The 22,695-nt window shown below is 52.7% G+C and carries 18 protein-coding genes and 1 tRNA gene; 6 read left to right on the top strand and 13 right to left on the bottom strand.

Annotated features, from left to right (window positions below; all coding sequences use genetic code 11):
* Positions 1–112: 112 nt before the first annotated feature.
* The gene (locus JFL75_RS11915) at positions 113–700 is read left to right on the top strand and encodes a GNAT family N-acetyltransferase (protein WP_215626908.1); all 588 of its coding nucleotides are present in this window, start codon (positions 113–115) and stop codon (positions 698–700) included.
* A gap of 106 nt (positions 701–806) precedes the next feature.
* On the opposite strand, the gene JFL75_RS11910 is transcribed toward JFL75_RS11915, so the two are convergent.
* The 10 genes from JFL75_RS11910 to JFL75_RS11865 form a co-directional block, all read right to left on the bottom strand.
* Complete coding sequence (locus tag JFL75_RS11910; protein ID WP_215626907.1) at positions 807–2,252, bottom strand: TrkH family potassium uptake protein; 1,446 nt, start codon at positions 2,250–2,252, stop codon at positions 807–809.
* 21 nt (positions 2,253–2,273) lie between these two features.
* Entirely contained in the window at positions 2,274–3,719 is a 1,446-nt protein-coding gene (locus JFL75_RS11905) for a TrkH family potassium uptake protein (protein ID WP_215626906.1), read from the bottom strand.
* Positions 3,716–5,122: a Trk system potassium transporter TrkA gene (gene trkA / locus JFL75_RS11900; protein ID WP_215626905.1), complete on the bottom strand. Its 1,407-nt coding sequence runs from the start codon at positions 5,120–5,122 to the stop codon at positions 3,716–3,718. Before trkA ends, JFL75_RS11905 begins: the two co-directional genes overlap by 4 nt.
* A gap of 3 nt (positions 5,123–5,125) precedes the next feature.
* Positions 5,126–6,523, bottom strand: coding sequence for a 3-phosphoshikimate 1-carboxyvinyltransferase (gene aroA, locus JFL75_RS11895; protein WP_215626904.1), 1,398 nt, complete (start codon positions 6,521–6,523; stop codon positions 5,126–5,128).
* An 84-nt stretch (positions 6,524–6,607) separates the two neighbouring features.
* A complete protein-coding gene (locus JFL75_RS11890) occupies positions 6,608–7,060 on the bottom strand; it encodes a hypothetical protein (protein ID WP_215626903.1) in 453 nt (150 codons plus the stop codon).
* A 2-nt stretch (positions 7,061–7,062) separates the two neighbouring features.
* On the bottom strand, positions 7,063–7,380 hold the full coding sequence (locus tag JFL75_RS11885) for a hypothetical protein (RefSeq protein ID WP_215626902.1): 318 nt from the start codon (positions 7,378–7,380) through the stop codon (positions 7,063–7,065).
* Positions 7,374–7,949, bottom strand: a complete 576-nt coding sequence (locus JFL75_RS11880; RefSeq protein WP_215626901.1) for an RNA polymerase sigma factor — start codon at positions 7,947–7,949, stop codon at positions 7,374–7,376. Before JFL75_RS11880 ends, JFL75_RS11885 begins: the two co-directional genes overlap by 7 nt.
* Before the next feature lie 87 nt (positions 7,950–8,036).
* Positions 8,037–8,672 (bottom strand): GyrI-like domain-containing protein, encoded by a 636-nt coding sequence (locus tag JFL75_RS11875; protein WP_215626900.1) that lies wholly within the window; start codon positions 8,670–8,672, stop codon positions 8,037–8,039.
* Positions 8,659–9,498, bottom strand: coding sequence for a MerR family transcriptional regulator (locus tag JFL75_RS11870; RefSeq protein WP_215626899.1), 840 nt, complete (start codon positions 9,496–9,498; stop codon positions 8,659–8,661). The genes JFL75_RS11875 and JFL75_RS11870 overlap by 14 nt, the downstream gene beginning before the upstream one ends.
* 473 nt (positions 9,499–9,971) lie before the next feature.
* Positions 9,972–11,276, bottom strand: coding sequence for an ABC transporter substrate-binding protein (locus JFL75_RS11865; protein WP_215626898.1), 1,305 nt, complete (start codon positions 11,274–11,276; stop codon positions 9,972–9,974).
* 618 nt (positions 11,277–11,894) lie between these two features.
* Between JFL75_RS11865 and JFL75_RS11860 the strand changes: the two genes are divergently transcribed.
* Positions 11,895–14,489 carry a tetratricopeptide repeat protein gene (locus JFL75_RS11860; RefSeq protein ID WP_215626897.1) on the top strand — a complete coding sequence of 865 codons (2,595 nt, stop codon included), beginning with the start codon at positions 11,895–11,897 and terminating at the stop codon, positions 14,487–14,489.
* 9 nt (positions 14,490–14,498) lie between these two features.
* Here the strand turns inward: JFL75_RS11860 and JFL75_RS11855 are convergent, their stop codons facing one another.
* Positions 14,499–16,547 (bottom strand): EAL domain-containing protein, encoded by a 2,049-nt coding sequence (locus tag JFL75_RS11855; RefSeq protein ID WP_215626896.1) that lies wholly within the window; start codon positions 16,545–16,547, stop codon positions 14,499–14,501.
* 57 nt (positions 16,548–16,604) lie between these two features.
* Positions 16,605–17,162 (bottom strand): shikimate kinase, encoded by a 558-nt coding sequence (locus tag JFL75_RS11850; RefSeq protein ID WP_215626895.1) that lies wholly within the window; start codon positions 17,160–17,162, stop codon positions 16,605–16,607.
* A gap of 636 nt (positions 17,163–17,798) precedes the next feature.
* Here JFL75_RS11850 and JFL75_RS11845 point away from each other — a divergent pair.
* The 4 genes from JFL75_RS11845 to JFL75_RS11830 all read left to right on the top strand — a co-directional run bounded on the left by JFL75_RS11845 (position 17,799) and on the right by JFL75_RS11830 (position 22,143).
* Positions 17,799–18,470 carry a PrsW family glutamic-type intramembrane protease gene (locus tag JFL75_RS11845; protein WP_215626894.1) on the top strand — a complete coding sequence of 224 codons (672 nt, stop codon included), beginning with the start codon at positions 17,799–17,801 and terminating at the stop codon, positions 18,468–18,470.
* 36 nt (positions 18,471–18,506) lie between these two features.
* Positions 18,507–18,579: transfer RNA gene (locus JFL75_RS11840), tRNA-Met, on the top strand.
* Between the two features lie 129 nt (positions 18,580–18,708).
* Complete coding sequence (locus JFL75_RS11835; RefSeq protein WP_215626893.1) at positions 18,709–20,019, top strand: tyrosine-type recombinase/integrase; 1,311 nt, start codon at positions 18,709–18,711, stop codon at positions 20,017–20,019.
* A 105-nt stretch (positions 20,020–20,124) separates the two neighbouring features.
* Positions 20,125–22,143, top strand: a complete 2,019-nt coding sequence (locus JFL75_RS11830; RefSeq protein WP_215626892.1) for a hypothetical protein — start codon at positions 20,125–20,127, stop codon at positions 22,141–22,143.
* 132 nt (positions 22,144–22,275) lie between these two features.
* On the opposite strand, the gene JFL75_RS11825 is transcribed toward JFL75_RS11830, so the two are convergent.
* Positions 22,276–22,614, bottom strand: coding sequence for a helix-turn-helix domain-containing protein (locus JFL75_RS11825; RefSeq protein WP_215626891.1), 339 nt, complete (start codon positions 22,612–22,614; stop codon positions 22,276–22,278).
* Positions 22,615–22,695: the final 81 nt, after the last annotated feature.

The following is a 22,695-nucleotide window of genomic DNA, read 5'->3' as shown; positions in this document are numbered from 1 at the left end:
CGCTTATACGGCCGGGAAACGGCTGGTCCGCGCGTTCTGGGTACGGTTCGGGTGTGTTTTTAATAACCGCCGTTATACTGCGTCGCCGCCGGATATGTGATAGGATTATCCCATGGTTGTTTTGTATACCGAACGGCTGTGCATCCGGGACCACACCATGGATGATCTGGCCGGCCACCACGGACTTATTTCCGATCCCCGGGTCATGCGCTACCTATTGGATATCAAGGCCGATACGCTGGAAGACTCAAAGCGTGATCTTGAATCGGCGGTGGCGGAAGCCGGCTCCCCGGACCGGCGGCTGTATTTTTTCAGGATTGAAGGTAAATCCGGCGGGGAACATATCGGCGAGATCGGGTATACCGTTACCGCCGAAACCCCCGCGGGAAAGACCGCGGGGGCCGGGTACTTTATCCTGGAGCGGCACTGGGGGCAGGGGTACACTACGGAGGCGTTCCGGGAGGTGATGCGGTACGCCTTTGAGGAAGGCGGCGTGTACCGCCTCACCTGCGGCTGCCTGTCCGAGAACCGGGCTTCGGAAAACGTGATGGTAAAATGCGGAATGATCAAGGAAGCGGAATTCAAGGACCATACCTGGCACGAGGGCAGACCCAAAGACCGGGTCGAGTACCGGCTGCTCCGTCCGGAATGGGAGCAGTACACCCGCGGTACCGATTGCTCAGTACAGAAGCGTGGATAAATAACATGCCAGGGGTCCTGTTTTTTGGGCGGCAAGCCTTGATGGTGCAGCAAGGCTGGAACGCAGGATTGGCCTCCCGCTTGATTGGACAGCTCTGTGCTTCCCTCTACCTTCGCCAGTACTCGGGGGTAAACAATACGAACACCGTCCACAGTTCCAGGCGGCCCGCTATCATGACAAAGGAAAAAAGCCATTTGATATGGTTGGGAAAAGCCGCGTAGGTTTGGCCGGGGCCCACGGTGCCGAAACCGAGGCCCACATTGCTGACCATTGCCAGGGCGGCGCTGAAGGATGAAACCACATCGGTTCCCGAGGCGGCAACAATGAGGGCCGTCACGGCGATGACCGCCATGTACAGGAAAAAGAAACCCGCCACCCCGTAGACCACATCCCGGCGGCCGACCTTTTTGTTGAGGGTGATGGAAAAAATCCCCCGGGGATAGATAATGCGGCGGAGTTCGTTCCCGGCTTGTTTGAAGAGTACCGCGTGGCGGATAACCTTGATTCCCCCCGCGGTGGATCCGGAGCAGCCCCCCACAAACATGAGGCACAGGAGTATTCCCTTGGCCAGGCCCGGCCACTGCATGTAATCGGCGGTGGAACTCCCGGTGGTGGTCAGGATCGATGCCGCCTGGTATGCGCCGTACCGCAGGGCCGACCCGGCGGACCCGTAGACCGGCACCAGGGAGACGGTCAGAATAACCGTGGCGGCAAGGAAAATAAACAGGTACACCCGGCCTTCGGTGTTTTCCCGGATCTCCCGGAATTTTCCCTTAAACAGTTTATAGTACAGATTGAAGTTGAGCCCTGCCAGGAGCATGAAGAGTACGCACACTGTTTCGATAAACGTTGAGTCGTAGTACGCAATACCGCTGTTCTTTGTGCTGATTCCTCCGGACGCCATGGTGGTAAAGGCGTGGCACAGCGCGTCGAACCATTCCATGCCGCCGAGGGCAAACAGAACCGTCAGTACGGCGGTGAGGACCATGTACACGAGCCAGAGAATTTTCGCTGTGGCCGTTACCTTGGGGGTGATCTTTTCCTTTTCCGGTCCCGGTGTTTCCGCCTTGAGCAGCTGGAATCCGCCAACACCCAGGAGGGGGACCAGGGCGACGGTAAGCATCACGATACCCATGCCGCCGAACCAGTGGGTCATGCTCCGCCAGAGCAGGAGCGGCTGCGGGAGGACCTCCACATCGTTTATGGTGGTCGCCCCGGTGGTGGCAAACCCGCAGGTACTTTCAAAAACCGCGTCGGTAAAAGTTATACCCTGGCCGGACAGATAATAGGGCAGCGCCCCCATGAGGCTTGAGAAAACCCAGATCAGGAACACCAGCAGGAACCCATCCCTGGCGCTGAGCCGGGATGGAAATTTACGGGTAAACACAGCCGCCGGGGCGGCGAGGATCAGGGCAATTCCCATGGGCAGGGCAAAGGCCTTAACCATAGGCAGGTCGCCGCCGGCAATGGCGAGTCCCAGAGCCGGGACCATAAAGAGAGCCACTATCCCGAGGAGCAGTACTAAAATACGGAGCAGCATCAGCTGTCTCATGGTTCCGCCTGTCCTCCCATACTACCTCCGCCAGTAATCCCGGGAAAAGAACACGAACACGGTCCACAGTTCGAGCCGGCCGGCAATCATGGCGAACGAAAAGACCCATTTAAGATACCCGGGAAAATCACCGAAAGTGTATGCCGGCCCGGTCCGTCCCAGGCCGAGACCGATGTTCCCCACGGTGATAAGCGCCGCGTTGAGGGATGAAAAGATATCCGTCCCGGCTGTCGCGGTAAAGACCGTGACCGCAAGTACCAGCACCAGGTACAGAAACACGAATCCCGCCACCCCGTACACAACGTGCTTCCGGCCTTCCTTCTTATTCAGTTTAATGCTGAATACCCCCTTGGGGTAGATGAGCTTTTTCATCTCGTTGCCCGCCTGCTTGAATAGCACCACCTGGCGGATCACCTTGATGCCACCCGCGGTGGATCCGGAGCACCCCCCGACAAACATGAGGAGAAAAAGTACCGCCTGCGCCAGGGACGGCCACAGGTTATGGTCGGTGACGGCAAACCCCGTGGTGGTCAGGATCGACGCGGCGTGGAACGACGCCTGCCGCAGGGCCTCGCCGAAGGACGCCGCCCCGGGCAGTATACTCAGGGTGATAATGGTTACGGCCGTGAGCAGTATAAGGCAGTAGGCTTTCGCTTCGGTATTGTTCAGGACATCCCGGAATTTTCCTTTTAACAGCCGGTAGTACAGAATAAAGTTGAACCCCGCCAGGACCATAAACACCGTGCAGACCCATTCGATCCAGGGTGAATTATACGCCGCGATGCTGCTGTTCCGGGTACTGAATCCGCCGGTTGCCATGGTGGAAAACGCGTGGACCGACGCGTCGAACCAGTCCATGCCGCCGGCTAAAAGGAGCAGGAACTGGGCCGCCGTAAGGATAATATAGAAAAACCAGAGGATTTTCGCGGTTTCCGTTACCTTGGGGGTAACCTTGTCGTTTTCCGGGCCGGGACTTTCCGCCTGGAACATCCGGGCTCCGCCGACTCCCAGAAGTGGAAGCAAGGCCACGGTGAGTACCACGATACCCATCCCTCCGAGCCAGTGGGTCATACCCCGCCAGAACAGCAGAGACCGGGGCATGGCTTCTATATCTCCGATTACCGTAGCCCCGGTGGTGGTAAACCCCGAGACGCTTTCGAAAACAGCGTCGGTAAAACCTCCGAAGAGCCCCGACAGCATATACGGAACCGCGCCGAAAACCCCGATAAGGGCCCATGCCAGAAACACGAGCAGGAATCCGTCGGAAACACTGAAGCTGATTTTCTGTTTTCTTATTTTTACCGCCGCGGGCACGGCGGCGATTACGGCGGTTCCCGCGGGGATAAGAAAGGCCAATACCATCCGGGATTCTCCGGAGGCAGCGGCAATGATCAGGGGAAAAACCATGGCCGCCGCGACCACGGCCAGAAGAATAAGCAGTATACGGATAAAGACTCCCGTTTTCATTTTGATGAACCGAAGAGCTTCTCTATTTCCATTTCGTTTCCGTTCTTGGCGATCAGGATGATCCGGTCCCCGGATTCAAAGACATAGTCCCCCCGGGGTATAAACGAGACGGGGCCGCGTTTGACCAGCATTACCAGGCCCCCGGCGGGCAGCCGGAACTCCGCCAGGGATTTGCCCTCCACGGGAACGCCCTGGGGGACTTCGATTTCGATTATCCCGATGCTGCCGTCCCCGATCCGGTGGACGCCCTTAACGCCTTTGCCCATGAGATGTGAAAGTATGGAATCCACTATTACCGACTTCATGGGTATCACCACATCGACCCCGAGCTGGCGGGATATGGCGGCGTATCCCGATCCGGTGACCAGGGCTATGGTCCTGCCCACTCCCCGGGATTTAAGGTACACCGAAGCGATAATATTCAGCTCCTGGTCGTCGGTGGTGGTGATGAGCAGGTCCAGACCATCGATCCGTTCCTCGGCGATAAAACTTTCATCGGAAATATCCTCGTTGAGGATCAGGGCTTCGGGGAACCGCACGGACAGTTCCTTGCAGAGGGCGTAATCCTTCTCGATGATGATGACGTGTTTGCTGCTTTTCGCCCCGAGGGATTTGAAGAAGGACAGCAGTGAAGCCTGGCGGCCGTTTTCCTGGCCCAGGAGTCCCTCCGCCACAAGGGCGCCGATCCGGCCGCCGCCGACGATGCCGATTTTCCGGAGGTGTTTCTGGGAGCGTCCCGCCAGCCGGAAGATATTCTCAAGTTCGCTTTCCTTGGCCAGGACGTGGATACGGTCGCCCTTTGTTAGGACCGTTGCGCCCGTTGGGAGCAGGCTTTCGCTTTCCCGCTCTATGAGGGTAACCAGGCTTTCGCCTTTTACCAGGGACCGGAAATCCATCAGAGAAAGTCCGTCAAAGGCGCTGGAGGGGGCGATATCAATGGACCCGAGTTCGTAGGGGGTGTTTGAAAATTCCAGCACATCCCCTAACGCGCCGTGCTCCACGGCGTTGAGCACCGACCGGGAGGCTTCCACGTCGGGGTGCACAAAATGGTCTATGCCGAGGATCCGTTCCCCGGATCGGTTGAGCCGCACGTAATCGTCGTTCCTGACCCGGGCTATTTTAAGAAGGTCCGGATGCCGGGACGCCGCCAGCCCGCAGATGATCATGTTGACTTCGTCGGAATCGGTGACGCAGACCAGGGCGTCGGCTTTTGCGACCCCCGCTTCTTCCAGGGCGCTGAGGCTGTTTCCTTCATCATGGATTACCAGACAGTCCAGGCGGTTGGACGCGTGCCGTGCCCGTTCCTCATTTGATTCAATCAGGGAAACATCGTGCTTTTCCTGGATAAGGTACTGGGCAAGCTGGGTCCCGACGAGGCCGGCACCGACAATAACAACGCGCATACTTTATTCTAGTATATCGGCCCCGAGTTGTTCCAGGAACCCCGGATAAGTTACGGCGGCCCGTTCGGCGGTATCGATTTCAACGGGTTTATCGGCGCCCAGGGCCGCCACCGCCAGGGCCATTATAACCCGGTGGTCCCCGTGGCCGTCGACCTTCCCACCCCGGAGCGGCGGAATCCCCTGGCCGCCTTTTCCCCGGACAATAAGCCCATCGGACAATTCCTCAATGACCGCCCCGAGTTTGCCCAGCTCCCGGGCCATCACGGCAATGCGGTCCGTTTCCTTGATCCGGGCATGGGCCACATTGACGAGCCCCGTTTCTCCCGACGCGTAACACGCCGCCGCGGTCAGCACCGGCAGCAGATCCGGGGTGGCGTTTAAATCGAGCTCTCCCGCCCGGAGTGTGCCCTCCCGGCTTATGGTAAGTTCCCAGGGGCTCTCCTTTATTGCGGTTTCGTTGATACTGGGCACCGACGGCGGCCGTTTCGTCCATTCCACGCTGCAGCCCATGCGCTGCAGCATATCGAAGACCGCCTTGTCGCCCTGGAGATCTTCGGGGTCAAGGCCGAGAAGGGTAACCGGACCGCCGCTGACCGCGGCGGCGCAGCCGGGAAACGCCGCGGATGAAAAATCACCCGACACGGTCCCGGTCGCCGGTTTGTAGGAAGCCCCTCCGGGAATGCGGAAGTATGAAAAATCGTCGGATTTTTCATAGGGAATGCCGTGGCTCTCCAGGTAGGACAGGGTAATTTCCACATAGGGTTTTTCGTTGAGCAGGGGAACATCGATTTCCGTTACGGTCCCTGCGGGCGCCAGGGGCGCCGCCAGAAGCAGCGCCGAAAGGTACTGGCTGGTGGTGCATTCCACCGTTACACGGCCGCCCTTCCAGGGGCCGCGGATCGTACACGGGACCGTACCGTTTTTCGAATCCACGGAGACACCCAGACCGGAGAGGGCTGTGAGCAGGGGAGCGGCGCTGCGGGCCTGGATCTGTTCATCTCCGGTAAACACTATATCCCCGGTCCCGTGGGCAGCCATGGCCAGGGCCAGAAAAAGGGTAGTCCCGGAATTCCCCACATCCAGGGGCGCGGCCGGTATCGTGACGGAGGAACCCGCCGTTCCGAGGCCGAGGCCGGTTACTTTCCAGCTGACGAGTTTTTTGCCCTCCGCGTCGGCGGGATTGGGACAGTTTCCATCGGACGACCGGATTTCCTCCACATCCGCTCCCAGGGCCCGGCATACGGAAACACAGGAACGGCTGTCCAGGGAATCCAGCGGGTACTGGATTTCGGAAATTCCATCCGCCATGGCGGCAATCAGGAGCCGGCGTATGGTATGAGATTTCGAGGCGGGAATCCGCAGGGTCCCGGAAAAAGGGGTCGGTCGTACAATGGCGCGCATGGTGTTAAAATACCAGGTAACGCCGGGACGGACAAGATAGGGAAGCCCGTACCCGCTTTCGGCGGGTACGGGCGGATGAACCCGTTACCGCGGCTGGTTCAGGCGGTGTTTTATGGTACTGAGGAAGGGCTGGACCAAAAGCAGGTTGAAGAACGCGGCGTACAATGCGGTTAGAATTGCCACCGCCAGGTTGGGGCCCAGCGTTTCGGGGCTGGTAAGATTCGCTAAAATTACCATAAGACTTATGCCGAAGGTCAGGATCGCGAAGATCCAGAAATTCCGTCCCATGTCCCTGAACACCGCGGCTCCGTATTCCATATCCTCCCGGGAAGCGTCCCCGGAGCAGGCCGCCCGGTAGGCCCTGCCGATTCCTTTGAATCCGTAGGACCCGGCGGTATACAGGACCGCCAGCACCGGAACCAGAATGAATGAGGGAATGTCGATAAAAAGCACCAGCCGCGCTTCTCCGGTCGAAAATAACACCGCCGCGAAACCCGCCAGCAGCACGGCAATAGGTACAATAATTCTTCTGATCATGATTAAATAAACCTCCGTAATAAAGAAATAAATGAGACTATCTGCTCATCCAGGTCCGGCGGAACGGACTGCGCAATATCCATCGCCAGAGGCCGTATTATTTCAAGCCCGGACCCGCTGAAAATTACCAGCGCCAGGCAGGAAAGCAGCGAACATACGAGAATTCCCGAAGGCTCAAAAAAAGCAAACCGGGAGATATTCTTCTCCTTCCGGCGGGAGTGCAGGGCTTCCCGGATTTCCGCCGGTGACGGACCGCGGTCCCCGATACTTTCCAGCTCATCCGCGAATGCTTTGCTGATGGGATCATCCGTTTTTACCATGGTTTTTCTCCCGTCAGGATGGATATCCTGTTCCTGATTTCGTGTATTTTCCACCGGACCGTTCCGGCGGGAATTTTCATAACCCGGCTTATTTCCGAGGCGTTCATGCCTTCAAAAAAACGCAGGAACGCGATACGCCGGTCCGGTGGTTCCAGTGTTCCGATGACTTCCCTGCACCGTTCCGCCATATCCCGTTCTTCCAGCAGCTTTGTATGGTCCGCGGCGTCGGGCGGATCATAGGACGGATGCCTGCCGTCACCGGCACCGACGATGACCGGGGAGATTTTCCCCGCCCGCTTCAGGGCGTCCCGGAAATAATTTGCCGCGATTTTGTACAGCCACGGTGAAAGGGGGCGGCTCGGGTTATAGCTTTTTAATGAAGTGAACCCCCGGATGAGTACATCCGATACGAGGTCGTCGTATTCCGAACGGGGAAGTCCCTGGAATGACAGGGCAAAATACATCAGCCGCCGGTAATAGGTTTCCCAGAGTCTGAGGAACGCCTCCCGTGCCTGTTCTCCCCCCGCCAGGGCATCCTCCCGCAGAGCCCGGCCGTCCAATTCATCCATATAGTAAGATTACTGTAAGAATGGGCAGAGTGTTGGGATTTTTGTGTTTTTTTCCGCCGTCCGGGAAACGCCCGGACCTGCCGCGGGCTATAGTTTTTTAACCTTCTGCCGGAGTACGGTTTTAAGATTTTCCGGCTTTGTTTTCATGGGGTTTTTAATGTAGATCTCATGGTGCTTTGTTTCCCAGCCCGGCTCCCTGATGAGACGCTGTTCTTCCATATAATTTTCCATCAGTTTGAAGGATACCGGTTCTTCGGCATACGGGCCGGTATGCATAATCTGTACACAGGTCCCTTCGCGGAATGTTTCCAGCCGGGCCCGGGAAAGGTTGAGTTCCGGTTTTTTCCGGGAACATTCCTCCAAAGCCCAGGCGAACACGTCGGGGGTAACGAAATCCATCTGCCGGATCATGGATGTCCACCGCCAGGTAGAACGGTCTTCGACGATAAATACACCCTCGTCGCCCCACCAGATACCTTCCAGGGGAAGCATTTCATATTCACGGTAGCCCTTGAGTTTCGTTCCGCTGAGTTTGCTCATTTTTATGGTAAAGCTCAGGCCGTAGAGTATGCCTACCGCCTCCTGGTAATCCGCTCCTTCCGGCGCGCCCCGCCCGTCGACCATGATGAAGTTCATCGCCGGCACTTCAATGAGCATGGGCTTTCCTTTGGGAAGGTAGAGGTCCCTGTATTCTTTTTTAAAATCGAATTTACTGTCCGCCATGGTTTTCTCCTTTTCCGGAATCCGGCCCGCTTTCCACGGGAATCAGAATCTCTGTGACGTATTTATTTTCGTTCCCCCTGAAGAGCATGCCCGGCCCTTTGAGGTAATATTCCCTGGAGGGGACTGCGCAGGTGAGGGAATGTTCCCCGGCGTAATCCAGGAGAGCCTTGTACGCCAGGTTTATTGTTGAATAGGGGCCGCGGTGAACCGTCCGGATAACCTTCCGCACCGCCGGCAGGGTTCTGACCTGTATCCCGTCGCCCCGGATATGCCTGCGGATAGGAAGACATACCTCGATTTCCGCTTCCTCCGCATATTCATCGTTGTAATGCAGATTGAAGGGAACACCGGCGCCGTTCCCTTTTACCGCTTTGTAAAGAATAGAAAAATAATCCCCCGTATTGGCGTAGGCACCGGTATACCGTACCGACGCGACGAGAACCGGATCCGCGGTTCCGAGTTCTACGGTGTATTCCGTAAGCCCGGTTACGGGCGCCGCGGGCCGCGCGAATTGCTCGATTTTATCGATGATCATTTGTTCCCTGGCAATGTTTCCCATAACCTGTTTTTTCTTTTCCCTGAGAAAATACGAAAGATCCTCATCGGTTTCACAGTCGGCCAGGACTTCCTTCATCTCAGAAATTGAAAAATCCAGGGACCGGAGAAAGGTCACCAGGCCCGCCCGGGTAAAATCCTTTTCGTTGTAATACCGGTATCCGTTCGCTCCGTCACGGTAGGAGGGGGAGAGGATACCTTCCTCGTCGTAGTACCGCAGGGTTTTTACGGTGAGGCTGGTAATTTTGGAGAAATCGCTTATCCGATACATGGAATCCTTCATAGATACAAGTATACACTATCCAGTGCACCGGAGGGTCAAGAGAATTATCAGGATAACCGCAATATGCGGGGGAGCGCCGAGACTGACAAGCCGGAAAGCACCCGGGGAGAACGGTTCCGCGGGGCCCGTCATGTAAAAGGGCGGATGGCGGTGCGTCGGCCTGCGGCCTCGAAAACCGCTCATCCGCCCTTTTACATGACACCCGGTGTTACCGTTACGGCCCGGGTGCTTTCCGGCTTAACCGGCTCTGTGCTGCCCTTCGCGGGAGGGCTGCTCCCCCTCGTTTCAGCCCCGCTTCGCGGGGCTTACACTACCCCCACTTCTGGTCCCTCGGCTCGGCCGCCTTTCCGGCTATGCTTCTGTGCCGTTTTCATGTATATTGCGGTTGTTCTGCCGCTGCGGGGGATGGGTATGGGAGGATGTTTTCGTGATGGCGCGGCGGCCGGCAATACGAAGTGCCGCTAGTCCCCGCTTCCGGGAGCGTCCCAGCGGGACTGGATGGCGGCGGCGGTTTCCTCCGGGGACTGCTCCCCATTCAGCATACGGATGGTTTCCTCCCGGATAATGGTTTCCAAAACCCCGGCTTGGGAAAACCCGTACAGTTCCGCGATACCTTCTCCGCTGTCCGTCAAAGACAGGAGCTTTTCATACAGGTCGTCATGGTTGAGCCGTTCCGGCTGGGCGTTTCCGTTGGCGGGAATCCCGTACACCCGGGAAGCCAGGTATTCATTCCGGTCCTTTCCCAGGAGGAAACTGATAAACCGCCAGGCCGCTTCGTCGCGGGGGCTTTCTTTTGGTATACCCAGGTACCAGCTGCGGACCGCGAAATAGGGTTTGCCGATATAGGATGCCTGGGCCGGGACCGCGGTGACGCCGAAATCCAGCTCCGGGGCTTTACCGCGGATGCAGGCAATGTCCCCCACCGAACCGATGATCATGGCTGTTTTTCCCGCCGCGAATGAGTCGAGTTTCTCCCGGTCCGCGGTACCGGCGAATCCGGGATCCAGGCTGTTTTCTTCCGCAAAAGCGCTGAGGAACGTAAGCCCCCGGACCGCTTCCCGGGAGGTGAAGTCCAGGGTATTTCCCTGCGTGATTGCCGGACCTGACGCGCACAGCCACGCGTAGAGATCGCCGGTGATCCCGTAGGGATTTTCCGGAGACAGGGCCAGAGCCGTTCCGTATATTCCGGAACCGCCGCCGGCGATTGTCCGGACGTATGCCAGGAATTCCTCCCGGCTTTTGGGCGGGCGGTCAAACCCGGATTCCCGCAGCAGTTTTATATTGTAAAAAAGCGGATAGCTGAAGGAAACCGCCGGCATAATCAGAACCGGTTCATCCTGGACCGCGCCGCTGAAGGCCAATTCCGCGGAAAGCTGGCTGTCGCCGGCTATATACTGTTCCAGCGGGAGCAGCAGTTCGCCAAAATCGAACACCCCTGACCAGCGGCTGTCCAGCGCCAGTATATCCGGCAGCGGATTCCGTTTTCTTTTCCGCGGATCTTCTTCATTGATAAAACCCAAAATCCGGTCCTGCAGCGCGGCCCCGGACATGTCCAGGACCTGCACCGTAATCAGGGGATTCTCCTGTTCAAAATCCGCGATCAGGGAATCGAGGAACCGGGTGTCCGTCTCGTCCTGCCAGTACTGGGCAAAGGTAATGGTGACTTTTTGGGACTGCTGGTTTCTGATACTGGTGAATTTATATACCGCCGCCCCTGCCCAGAGAACGCACGCGGCGATTAATAAGATGAGGCTGATCTTTTTCATATCCATTCTACTATACACGTTCAGTTTGGATCAGGACAATATGCGGGGGAGCACCGAGTCTGACAAGCCGGAAAGCACCCGTGTATACCGGGTCCGCGGGGCCCGTCATGAAAAAGGGAGGCTGGCGGTGCGTCGGCCTGCGGTCTCGAAAACCGCTCATCCTCCCTTTTTCATGACACCCGGCGTTACCATTACTGCCCGGGTGCTTTCCGGCTTAACCGGCTCGATGCTGCCCGTTCGCGGGAGGGCTGCTCCCCCTCGCTGCGAAGGTTTGTGTCACGGTGTGACTCAAACGCTTCTCCGCTGCCCCCTCTTCGAGTTCCTCCGCATCGCTGTCGGAATTATCTGTTCCCGGCCACCGCAGCTACGGGGACGGCCCTCTGTTACCCGGCATTCTTGCAATGGCAGGATACCCGCAGTGTGTGGTGTTCGGCACAGAAGCATGGTGGAAGAAGGCAGCGCGGGGTGTCATATGAAAAGAAATACCGCTTGCGGTGTTTTTTTCATATGACAGGACCCCTGGTACTTGTATCTCCATGCTTCTGTGCCGCTCCGGCGTATTCTGTGGGTGTCCTGCGGCGACCTCGACTTTTTAGGCCATTTAGGGTACAGATATGTATGTTCGGATTTTTAAAACGGCTTCCTTTCTTCCGGAAATACTTCACCAAACCCGCGGATCCCAATGAAATAATCGAGGAACAGTGGACCGCGGATTTTTCTAAACCAAAAAAAAACCGTTTCGAACTCCCGTCGGAGGATTCCCACGACGGGTTTCTCAGGGACGGTGCCCTGGTCCTGGGAATAAAACGCCCCAACTGTCTCGCGTTTGTCCTGGATATGCAGTTCCGGTACGGTGACTGCATACTCGAAGGCTCGGTCGGGGTTCAGCCCAACGGCGGTTATGCCGCCGCCGGTATCGGATTCAGAATGGTTGATGAACGGACCGGCTATCTGCTGCTCCTTTCATCAAAGGGATATTTCAGAGTTGACGTGATCCGAAACGGGACGCCCCTGGCCCTGTCGGGCTGGACCGAGATTCCCGGGGCGCCGGCTATGGACGGACCGATTCCCTTTACCATAGCCGTCTATGGTACGCATCTCCGTATCGCCCTGAACGGCCGCTGGGCGGTGGAACTCAATGACGCCACCCTTTCCGAAGGAAGGGTAGGGCTTGCCTGCGCGTGCTACGGGGCCGGCCCGAAAGGAACAACCCCGGCTCCTTATACCGCAGAGGCGTATCTGGCTTCGTTTTCCGTGGAATCCCGGGTAAGGGAAGTGGCGGCGGCCTATTCCGCCTGGGAAAGCGACTTTCCCGCGGACCCGGCCAGCCGCGTCGCCCTGGCGGAAACTTTCGCCGCCATGGGGCTGCCCGCTTCGGTGCTCCAGCAGCTTAAGAAAAACTGGGAGTTCCCCGGATACATGCGCACCGGGGATGAACTGCTCCTGGCCGCCCGGGCGGCGCTGCAGCTGGCGCTCCTGGACGAAGCGGAAACGTATATTTCGGACTGCCTGGATATTGCCGCGGATTCCCGGCTCCGCGGTGAAGCCCTGGGCGAACAGGCAAAGCTTCTGTACCTCCAGGGAAACTCCGAAGCGCTCAAGGAGCTCGGAAAAAAACTGCATGACGAAGGCCTCGCTGACGCGACGGTGCAGACCCTGCTTGGCCATGCTTATTTTGAATCAAAGGAATACGAAGCCGCGGCTGCCGCCTATGACGGCGCCGCTTCCCTGGATACCGAAAGCGGCCTGCCCGTAAAAAACGCCGCCAATACCTATGAGCTTCTGGGGGACCGGGAGACTGCGTTCTCACGCTACTTAGAGGCGGGCCGGAAATTCCTCAATCAGGATAACTACTCCGATCTGGGGACCGTAATACCCAAGCTGCTTTTCCTGGACGCCGAAAACTGGGAAGCCCACGCCCTGGCGGGAAAATGGGCCTTCGGTATCGAGGACTGGGATACGGCGGAATCGGAATTTGCCCGGGCGGACGCGTTAAAGAAGAAGCATGCCAAAAAGGCTGCCGATGATCCCGCGCTGATTTTTCTTAAAGCCCTTCTCCTGGTGCGCCGGGGCAGACGGAAGGAGGCGCTTCCCCTGTTTGAAGCCGCGGTATCCATGGAACCGGAATACGGGCTTTTTCATTTTAAGCTCGCGGAGAACCGGTTCCTCCTGTACGGCGACCCCGGGGACCGTGAAATGGAAGAGCATATCCGGACGGCCCTCGCGCTGTCTCCGGAGGACGGATGGACCGCTAATCTGGCGGCGCAGATTGAGCTGAGCAAGGGGAACCTTGAGACCGCGGGAACGTATCTCGAAAAAGCCTCCGCGGCGCTGGGGGATCTCCCGCCCATACGGGTAAACCGGGCGGTGTATACCTTTCTCAGCGGCTCCCTGGAGGACGCCCTTTCTATCCTGGAATCGACCAAGGCCGAAGATCCCGAGGGGGTTCTGGCCAACTGCGCCGGCAATCTGCTGGTCAGGTCCGGCAGGTATGAGGACGCGGACGATTATTACCGCAGGGCTCTCCGGGCTTCGCCGGACAACACGGAGTATCTTACCAACCGCGCGTCCTGCCTTATTGAAATCGGTCTCTACGGTGAAGCGGATGAGTTGCTTGCCCGTGCCCACAGCGCCGCGCCTTCGCCGGAGATACTGGAACTCATTGCCTATGTGGCAACGAAAAAAGGCGAGTATCCCCGGGCTGAGGCGGCGTGCCAGGCGGCCCTGGCGATAGATCCCAACTATCCGTCCATCCTGGTTTCCCTGGGGTGGATATACGCCGGAGCTTTCCGCTGGGATGAACTGGAGGAACTTCTGGTCAGGCTGGACAAACTGTCCCTTGCCGGAGAACTTGCCGGTTCGAGGGAGGAACTCCGGAATAAGCTGGATGAAGCGAGAACCAGGGCTATTTCCTGCGCCTCCTGCGGCCGGTCATGGAAGGTGCTCCGGGATCCCGGCCCGGTGCCGCCGATCCGCCTGTACACGGAACCGCCCGACGATATGCCCGCCGGTACCTGTCCTTCCTGCGGAAAAACCTACTGCATAGGCTGCGGAAAACAGCATCTCGACGCAGACAGCCGGTTTCTGTGTCCGGACTGCGGAAAAACCCTTAAGCTTACCGATGAGGGGCTCAAGAAGATCATATATGACTGGGCTCAGGAGACCCTGCCCCGGCCGAAGAAGCGCGGCAGGCCTCCTAAAAAACAGGATTAATTCTGAAGCTTACGGCAGGGGAGCGGGTTCGGATATGGAATATCCCTGGGCGTAGTTGACCCCGATTTTCTTGAGGTTCTTAACGACCTTTTCATTCCGGGCGTATTCGCCGATGGTCTTGAGGCCGATTACGTGGCACATGGAATTTATGGATTCCACCATTATGTAGTTGACCCGGTTTTCATCGATATCCTTGACAATGGATCCGTCAATTTTGAGGTAATCCACGGGCAGGTTTTTAAGGTATGAAAACGAGGAGAATCCTGAACCGAAGTCGTCCAGGGAAAAGGTAAATCCCTTTTCCCTGAGGGTGGTGATAAATTTCGACGCAAAGGTCAGATCCTGCATGGCTACCGTTTCGGTTACTTCAAAACAGAATGCCGCCGGCGGGACACCGTAGGTTTCGCATGTCTTTACTATAAAATCCGTAAACGCCAGGTCCAGGACCGTCTGGCCGGAAAGGTTTACCGAGAAAACCCGTTTGGTGATGGGATGCCGTTTTTTCTTGAGGCGTCTCCATTCTTTTGCCGCGGTTTCCACTACCCAGCGGTCGATGTTTTTGATCAGGCCGTACCGTTCCGCGGGCGGGATAAAATCCGTCGGGCTGGAGAAGGTCCCATCCTCATTTTCAAGGCGCAGGAGAAGTTCGATTTTTCCCGGATCATCGGGGTCCTGCAGGGCGTCGATCAGCTGGTACCACAGCCTGAACTGGTCCCGTACCAGGGCTTCGTTGATCCGGCTGACCCACTGCATCTGGCCCCGCCTGATCTGGTACCGTTCATCCCCGCTCTGGAAGACATTGAGCCCGTTGCCCCCTTCCTCCTTTGCCATAGTGCAGGCATCGTCGGCGGCGGCCAGCACCGTGTGGGTGTCGTGGTCCTTGTCCGTAAGCGGTACCAGACCAATGCTGAGGGAGAGGGGGAACATTCTTTTATTCCACACAAACTTATGGGACTGGATAAGATTCTGGAGTCTCTGGGCCACACCGATGGCGTCTTCGATCATACAGTCCCGGAGAACCACCGCGAATTCGTCACCGCCGAGCCGGGCGGAAATATCCTGACGCTGCAGAATAGACCGCAGTATATCGGTTACTTGGCGGAGCAGTTCATCCCCCGCCGCGGTTCCCCCGGTTTCATTGATGACCTTGAACCGGTCGATATCGAGTTCCATCAGGGTGTGAAATCCGCCGTTCCGCTTGAGCCCCTCCAGCAGGTCCTGGAGTTTTATCGTAAAGCCCTCCCGGTTTGAGAGACCCGTAAGGGTATCATGGGTAGCCTGGTAGTCGATGGTGGCGGACAGCTTCTTCATTTCGCTGATATCCCGGAGCATCATGACGTATCCCGAGGGTTCATCTTCGTTGGACTGGATTTTCGTTATGGAACCATCCACGATGATCGTGTTGCCGTGGTGGCTTTTCATGATCACATCCCGGAAAAGGCTGGGCTTATCCTCTTCGGGAAGCGCCTTGGGTATGAGATGCGACAGATTATGGGAATCAATAAGTGAAAAAACCTGCTGTATGGGTTTTCCCTGGGCGTCTTCTTCGGTCCAGCCGCTCATCTTGGCGGCCACCGGGTTCATGAACATTATGGTAAGCTGCGGATCGATGGCTACGATTCCGTCATTTACGTAATGCAGAATAGCGGAAAAAAGCCGGCCCTGGGTTGTGGTAGTCCGTTCGGCTTCCTTACGGTTTTTGGCTGTTTTTATTACGGAAAAAAGATCCTTTTCTTTGACCGGTTTGAGTAAATATCCCGCCGGCTTAAGGCTTTTTACCTGGTCGATAACGGTTTCGTTGCCGTTTTCGCTTATGCAGATCATAGGCAGATCGGTCTGTTTTTTGAGCACCCGGGCTGTTTCAAAGGCATCTACCCGTCCCTTTGACTGCATATCGATAATTATTAAGCCGGGATTGCATTCTTCCACGATAAGGAGGGTGTCTTTTCCCTGGGGAACCGTATCAAAGACAATATACCCAGCCTCTTCAAGCTGGGTTTGAATGCCCAATGATACTGTTTCTTCATCTCCGATGATCAGAATGCGTAAATTTTCCATCGCAACCTAAGTATATCTTATTACTTTTTTCGGTCAAGATCGCTGCAGTTAAGACTTTTAAAGATACCGTACCTTTATTATATCCCATATTTCCGCGGATATCCCGGCGGGATCTTTATTTTCCGCTGAAAGTGTTATTTCTGCATGGTTTTTATATAAACCGCTCCGTCTCCGGTGCAGTTCTCCGTGGGCCTGTTTCGGATTTTCGGCGCCTTCGAGGAATGCCGGAAGCCCGCCGCTCGATGCCGCTTCAATACGTTTCCAGGCAGTTTCTTCTATAATATCCAGGTAAACGAGAACAGCGGACTGCTTCAGGGTTTCAAACGCGCGGCGGTTATCAATTATCCCTCCGCCGGCGGCGATAATGTACAGTCCCGGATCTTCCGAGGCCCTCCTGAGAACCTCCGATACTGCCCCGGTTTCCGCCTCCTGAAACAGGTCCCTGCCTTTTTTATAAAGCTCCCGGGGGGATATGCCCGACAGCTCTTCGGCAACCGTATCGAGATCGAGGAAGGTCCCTCCGGAAAGGTCCGCCAACGCTTTGCCGGTTTCGGTTTTGCCGCAATGTTTCGGTCCGGTGAGCGCGATTATGACGGAAGTCGGTTTTTTCCCCATGGAGTACCTCCCGTAAAATCTAACCCAAAGCGGCTGGAGTCTCAAGGCCGGAATCAGGGTACCCGCAGTATTTCTGTTATCGGGCACAGAAGCATGGTAAAAATAAGGTTTGGGGTCCTGCCGGGAAGAATGAGGTATGGCTCCTGCCTCGGCCTGCGGCCTCCGAAGTCGCTCATACCCCATTCTTCCCGGCACCCCATGCTACCTTTTCTGTACCATGCTTCTGTGCCGCCGCCAGGGAGATACTGCGCGTGCCCTGCCTTGGAGGGGTGTTGGGTATGGGAGATTTTTTTTTGTGCTGTGCTGCCGGAATCCGGCAGTGATGCGGGCAGAACCAGGAGTGGGGGTGGTGGAAAAGCTGCACAGCAGCTTTGGAACCAGGGGGAGCAGCCCTCTCTACGGGGCAGCACCGAGCCGGTTAAGCCGGAAAGCACCCGGGCATGATGGTAACACCGGGTGGTATGGGAAAGAGGGTATGAGCGACTTTCGAGGCCGCAGGCCGCTGAGGAGCCATACCCTTTTTCCCATACCAGGACCCGCAGTACCAGCAACCCCGGGTGCTTTCCGGTTTGAAAGTCTCGATGCTCCCCCTACCCATGGACTATTCACCGCCGAAACCGCTACTATTAGCCTAGAGTGGTGAACGGATTCGGTTCTTTAATTCTGCTGTTATTTCTCTCAGCTCTGCCCGTACTGGTTGCATATCTCTGGTTTTCCCTGCGCAAATACCCCTACGGCATTTTATGGTTCCTCTGCGCCCTGCTGGCGGGGATTGTTTCGCTCCTGATCGCCGCCTTTCTGCAGGGGCTTTTCCCGGTTTCTTCCGGAACCGGGTTTGGTTCGCTTCTGTTCAGGCTTTTTGTAAAAATCGCCCTTACGGAAGAAGGGGGGCGGCTCCTCGCGCTGGCGGTTTTCTTTATCATAGGACGGCGCTGGCCGCGGATCGGCAGCGGAGAATCGCCTTCCCATGGCGCCGCTACGGGACTGGTCGCGGGTCTCGGTTTCGCCTTTATTGAAAACGCTTCCTACGCCGCGGCGGATATCCAGGTCGCGGTTATCCGCGGTCTTATGGCGGCGCCGCTTCACGGCGGCTGCGGCGCCCGGGTCGGTATGACCGCCGCGGCTTTGTGCAGCCGGCGTCCCGGAAGCCTTAAAAACTTTGTTTTAGCGGTACTGATACACGGAATGTACAATTTCCTTATTATCCATCCCGGCATTCCCGCTTTTGTTCCCCTGATTGTGTCCTTCGCTTCTCTTATATCCGCGGTATATCTAATTAATATGAGGAACCGGCAGCCCCGGACTTGACCTTTTACGGGTAAATTTGTATAGTAACAAATACGACGCAGGGTAGAGCAGTTGGCAGCTCGTCGGGCTCATAACCCGGAGGTCACAGGTTCGAGTCCTGTCCCTGCTAAAGAGTAACTTATTACGTTGTAATGAAATACGGGTGATGCCTCCCTGAAAGGGGTAGTTCACAACTGTTGCGATACTAAAAAAGTACACAGAAAAGTGCTTTTTTGTGTACCTCGCAAAGGTTGAGAGCATGAAAGGGCGTTACCCGTTTTCTGTTTATAAGCCGAAAATCAGAACCAATTATTACGTCGCGTTTAAGAACCCGGACACAGGCAGGTTTATGCCTGGCATCAGTACCCGCAAGGCTACCGAGGCTGAGGCTATTGAAACAGCCCTGGAATGGCTCAGAGAGGGCATACCGCAGAAAGATTCACGGATAAACCTAAAACAATACTCATTGTTGGATACGGTGAAACAGGCAGACCTCTCGAAGGCTGAGGCTGAAATCATTGTAAAAGAGCTTCAGCGCCGGGGGTATCTCAGAAGTTATGTGCTGGCAGGTACCAAGCAGGATATTGATTTTACCGGCTATTTGCTTAACTTCTGGGATTACGAGCAATCACCCTATGTTCAGGAGAAATTACGGAAAAACCACGGTATACACCGGCGGTACGTCTTTGAGCAGTTAGGAATAGTGAAGCGGTACTGGATACCCTATTTTCAGGATAAATTACTCGGTGAAATAACCCGGCAGGATATAGAAAGCTTTATCAGTTATTTTGACCGCCCTTCATCACTGAACGGGGGTATATGCCTACCGCAGTCAGCTAAACGGAAGAATATAATTATCAGGGCCGGGACTATACCTTTAGCATGGGCCTTTCAGAAGGAATATATAGAAAAGGACGTTACGACGGGGATCGTATGGTTTTCAGGAAAAGGGGCAGAACGACAGATATTAAGCCCGGAACTTACCAAAGCAATTTTCTCTCTTGAATGGGGCGATAAACGGGCAAAACTGGCAAATATGCTGGCTATGGTTACGGGTTTAAGGGCAGGCGAAATACAGGGTTTGCGGGTACAGGATTTAGGGGATGAGTGTTTATACATCAGGCATTCATGGAATGCCATAGATGGCCTCAAAACTACCAAGACCAACGAAAACCGGATTGTTCAGATACCGTTCAAGTCAATCATGTATGAACTTGTTGAGCTTGCCAAAACAAACCCCTATGGTGAGGGTATTGAGGGGTATATCTTTTATGCCTCAATACCGAATAAACCGATAGAGGCCAGTATATTCAGGGATGCATTGCGTGATGCCTTGGTGAAAACCGGTATGAGTGAGGAAGCGGCTAAACAGTATACCTTTCATGGCTGGCGGCATTACTTTACCTCATATATGCGGCCTCGGGTGGATAAGAAGGTATTGCAGAAACAGACAGGGCATAAGACTCTGGCTATGCTGGAGCATTATGCGGGGCATGAGATAGAGGGCGAAAAGGAGCAGCTGAGACTGGCCCAGGTAGAGGCATTTGGGGAGCTGGTGGAGGCATTATAAAAAAGATACTTATGACAAAAAATATTTGATTTTTTAATTGAATTATGAGATTATATTACTTTCATCACATTCTTTTTTGTAATCAAGAACGAGGAATGATAATCTATGTTTGATAATCGCTATAACAATAATAATCTTGTTTCTTCTCTAGCTGTATTTCGAGAACTTTATGATCAGAAAAAAGATATTTATGATGTTTTAGGGCAATTTATTAATACAATTATTATTGAAGATGGGCTTTTTTCTATAAGCAGTACCGAAATAACATCAAAATTAAAACTAAAATATGAATTTATTATTCCTGATGCTGTTGTAAAAACAACATTAAGGCGATTACCTTTTTTAAAACGTGAACATGGAGTTTTTGTTGTTGATAGGTCTTTTTTAAATTCGGATGATAAAATAAAAGAAATTCAAACTGATTTTCAGAGTGATACTGAGTTTATTATTGACGCATTATGCGATTATATCTCAAAAATTGAAAAGAAAGAATTAAATAAGAATGAAATTGATAATATAACAGAAAATTTTTATAATTTTCTCATTGATAATGGAACAACAGGCAAATATATAAAATATATTTCTTCCTTTTTACTTGTTGAAAATAACTCTGATTTTTCGAATGTAATTAGAACAATAAGAGAAGGTCTGATTTTATATACTGGTATAAATTATTATGATATTAACCATTTAGGTTATTGGAATAGTCCACTAGAGATTTATATTGATACTGAAATTATCTTTCATATGGTTGGCTATAATGGTTCAATTTATAAATCTTATTTTGACGATTTTTTTAATTATGTAAAAGAGATTAATATAAAAAATAAAAAAGATATAATCATATTAAAATATTTTGAATCAACGAAAAAAGAAATCGAGTCTTTTTTTAATAAGGCTTGTGATATTTTAGTTGGTAAGGGCACACTTAACCCTAAAAGTACTGCCATGAATTCGATTGTGACCGGCTGCAAACGAGAAAGTGATATCATAATGAAAAAAGCCGATCTCTATAATATATTAAATATTAATAAAATAAATGAAGACGCCAACATAGATATTGTTAGGGAAAAAAATATTTTTAATAATGATATTATTCAAAAATTATCACAAGAATTTGGTTATGATGTTTATGAAGATCTTCTTCTATTAAATAATATAAGTATTAGAAGAGGGCCTGAAGGGAAAAAAACTAATTCAGAAGTTAATTCAATCTTATTGACGGGAAATTCAAAAATAATTAAGTTAGCTTGGCATCCTTTGATAAAATCTGATGGTTCTTGGCCATTAGCTACTACATTAGATTGGATGACAAATAAGTTTTGGTTTAAACTCAACAAAGGTTTTGGACAAGACGCAATTCCTCATAATACAGATATTATAATTAAATCGAAAATTGTTTTATCTTCAATTATTAGTGATTCTATTGAAAAAAAGTATGAAGAATTGAAAGATGAAATCAACAAAGGTAATCTTACTAAGGAACAAGCTCAAAGTAGAATACTAGTACTAAGGAGTCACGCACGACGACCAGAAGAAATTGATCAAAATATTGAAACTATAATTGATTTTCTTAATCAAGAAGATCTTGAAAAATATGCCAAAGAACAAGATTCTTTAAAAAAGAATATCATCGAGACAGAGCACCAAAATAAAGTCTTACTAGAAAAAATAGAGGAAAATAATAAAGAAATAAATCTGCGAAAAGAGAATGAAGAAAAGACAAAACAAGAACTTCTTAATAGCAAACAAATAATTAAAAATTCTATGGAAAATGTATATAATAAAAATTTAAAAAATGGCGAAAGAAAGATTTTTCTTTTTAAACTTTTTCATCATAGTTTATTAATAATATTATCTATATTAATCGGGTTATTTCTTTTTTCTTTTAATACTGATAAAATAGATAGATGGGCAATAATCATTGGAATTGCCCCATATTTTATTGCATATATATTGAGCTGTCTTTTCAATCATAAAATCAATCCATTTGCATTTTATAAGAATATTATTAACAGAATGAAAAAAGAAACTGTCACAAAAAATGGTTTTGATATAGATGCATTTGAAAAAATTAAATATGAAATTTCTCTTCTAGAAGAAGAAATTAATAGTAGTACTTAAGATACTGTATTTGGGTACCTGAGATGTGAAAGACAGATTCTTCTCTTGTTATCGGTATTCTTCCCAAATAAGGTGAGATCTCATCTGAAATGAAAACCAAGAAAGCACACCTTTCATGACAGACATCTATTTTTACTCTTCTTTGCCTTCTGAAACATAATAGTTTTGAATATTTTTTACGGTCTCTCCGAGAGCGATAATTACCTCATCTGAGAATTTTGATAAAACATCTACAGTGCTAGGCGGCAGTGCTTCTTCTGGTCTGAATAGCTCATAAGGAGCAACATTAAAAGTATTGGCAAATTTTACCAGTGTAGCCGGAGATACCCACTTTTTACCGCTTTCTATATTACTTAGGAAATTGATGGAAATATCAAGTTTTTCTGATAATTCAGCCTGGGATAAATTATAAGCATTGCGGTACCTTTTTATATTTGTACTTAAAATAGCACGTAATTCACTTTCAGTCATAAAATCACCCTTTTAGAGAATAATTAATCTTATTATTGGTGTGATTAACTTGACCAACACCCAATAGTGGATTTATGATTT

The sequence above is a fragment of the Breznakiella homolactica genome (assembly GCF_016616095.2).
GTDB classification, from domain to species: Bacteria; Spirochaetota; Spirochaetia; order Treponematales; family Breznakiellaceae; genus Breznakiella; species Breznakiella homolactica.
The sequence above is the reverse complement of the archived record's forward strand: the minus strand, read 5'-3'. Positions and strand labels throughout refer to the sequence as shown.